Raw genomic sequence first — 1981 nt, 5'->3', positions numbered from 1 at the left:
GTAGAGCGCCTTACCCTGGTTCCAGTCCTGCAAGATCACCCACAGCTTGACGTGGAACGAGGCGATTTGGCCGATGGCGCTCTCAAGCTGGCGCATGTGGCCGAGGACCGGGAACTCGTCGAGGCAGGCGAGCACCGGGGCGGCGGGGACGGTCGTCTCCCGCTCCATGGCGTCGAGGAGCTGGTTGACGAACAGCCGTAGTCAGCGATTGGCCAACTCCGTCCGCGTCGCGGGGTACCCATATCGTGATGGAGGGTGAACCTACGGGGGCGTCGTGTCGTCCTCTCCGGCGAGGCTTTTTCGTACCAGTCCCCCCAAGAACTCGGCAAACGGCCCGATCTCCTGGTCCACGCTGGCCCGTTCGAGGGCTGCCATGTAGGCCGCCCGCTTCTCGACGGGGACGACGGTCCACGGGTAACCGCCGGAGGCGAGCAGGGCGTTCATGAGGAAGCGGCCCATCCGTCCATTGCCGTCGACGTAGGGGTGGATGTAGACGAAGAATAAATGCCCGCGTACGGCACGGACGGTGGGCTCCGGCTCTTCCCGCAGCAACTCGAAGAGGATGGGCATGGCGTCCCGTACCGCCTCGGGGGAGGGCGGTACATGCATCGACTGGCGGATGTAGACCGGCCCGTTGCGGTAACCGGAGAGATCGGCGGGGCGGAGCAGACCGGCGGCAACGCTGGGGCCGAACATCTCGCGGTACCACGCCCCGTGGGCGCGTTCGGTGACGGCGCCGGGGTTCTCACCCGCGAGGATATGGCCGATGGCCTCCCGAACCCGCTGGTACGCCTGCCAGTAGCCCCGCGCCGCCAGGGCGTTGCGGTGGTCGCGGTCCCCCTCGTCGCGGTCGGGGTCCCAGGCACCCGTGCGGACACGCTCGATCAGCTCCGGGCTGACCCGGTATCCCTCGATGGAGAGGGAATGGTAGGCGTCGCTGACGTAGAGGTCTTCGATCCGCTGGAGGTGGGCTGCCGGATTCTTCGGCAGGCCGGGGGGAGGGGGGAAGTGTTCGAGGATCGGTTTCCGCATCGCTTCCCACATCAGACGGACGCGGCTGATGTAGGGCGAGGGCTCGCGGGTCGAGAGTGACAGCGAGCAGGGTGCCTCGAAAGGGTCGCTCTCCCGAACGGCGTAGCCTGCTGCCTTCATGGTCTCCACGATGTCGTCGGCGATCCGCTCGCGCCCGATGTTGCGGAAGGCGCCCGCGAGGCGGCCCGCCACGGTGGAGTGACTTCCTTCCAGCAGACGACCCAATACTTCGGAGGCGTCCCGCACGATCGCGGTAGCGATACCTCAGCCCCAGGTGGCGCCCCAGGCAGGCGTGGATCTCCTCGGCGCGGTAGGGCCATCAAGTCGTCGATCCCCGCTGCCTGCGCCGCGTCGCGCGCCTGACGCAGCTTCCCGGTGCGCAGAGCGATTCTGATAACCGGGCGAAGCCCTTCCCGGAAAGGCACTGCCTCGGCAACGGCAACCCGTTGCCGCCAACCCCTTGCTCGAACAACCCGACAACGGATCCGCAGAGCGGAAAAACGACGACAACGCTCCCGGAGCGCGTTCGAATCAGGAACATTACCCTGACGTCCCAAGCCTTGGCGCCACTTTTGCCTCATGAGGACGGCAACCAGCAAGGGGGGCCACCATGTATATCGGAAATACCCAATCCACCTTGGCCGCGAGCTATACCACCTACACCTCGAAAGACAATTCGACGACCGCGGAAAAAGGAGCCGCCGCCACTGCGCGAAGCGGCGGGAGCGATACCGTCACCATCTCAGACGAGGCCCGACGCGCCGCCGATGCGGCGCAAACCGAAGCCCGGGATGGCGGCGCATCAAACAACCCCTTGGCGACCTACGCCACCCCCGATTGGATGGTGCCCTACGGCGTGGTAGTTCCGAACGAGGTGGGCGCCAGCGCCAACTGGCTGGCGGAAAGTCATCCCAAACTGGCCGCCGCCAGCCAGACCGACCGAACCGAT

The 1981-nt window shown here is 66.5% G+C and carries 3 protein-coding genes; 1 reads left to right on the top strand and 2 read right to left on the bottom strand.

Annotated features, from left to right (window positions below; genetic code table 11):
• Both ACYQ2W_RS26070 and ACYQ2W_RS26065 read right to left on the bottom strand, forming a co-directional pair.
• On the bottom strand, window positions 1-195 hold a 195-nt coding region (locus tag ACYQ2W_RS26070; protein ID WP_459873965.1), incomplete at its 3' end, for a type IV secretory system conjugative DNA transfer family protein.
• A 66-nt stretch (window positions 196-261) separates the two neighbouring features.
• Window positions 262-1224 (bottom strand): Fic family protein, encoded by a 963-nt coding sequence (locus ACYQ2W_RS26065; RefSeq protein ID WP_459873963.1) that lies wholly within the window; start codon window positions 1222-1224, stop codon window positions 262-264.
• 418 nt (window positions 1225-1642) lie between these two features.
• Between ACYQ2W_RS26065 and ACYQ2W_RS26060 the strand changes: the two genes are divergently transcribed.
• Window positions 1643-1981, top strand: a 339-nt coding sequence (locus ACYQ2W_RS26060; RefSeq protein ID WP_459873961.1) for a hypothetical protein, incomplete at its 3' end; no start/stop codon positions are given.

The sequence above is a fragment of the Endothiovibrio diazotrophicus genome (assembly GCF_054657215.1).
This window is presented reverse-complemented; position numbering and strand designations above follow the sequence as displayed.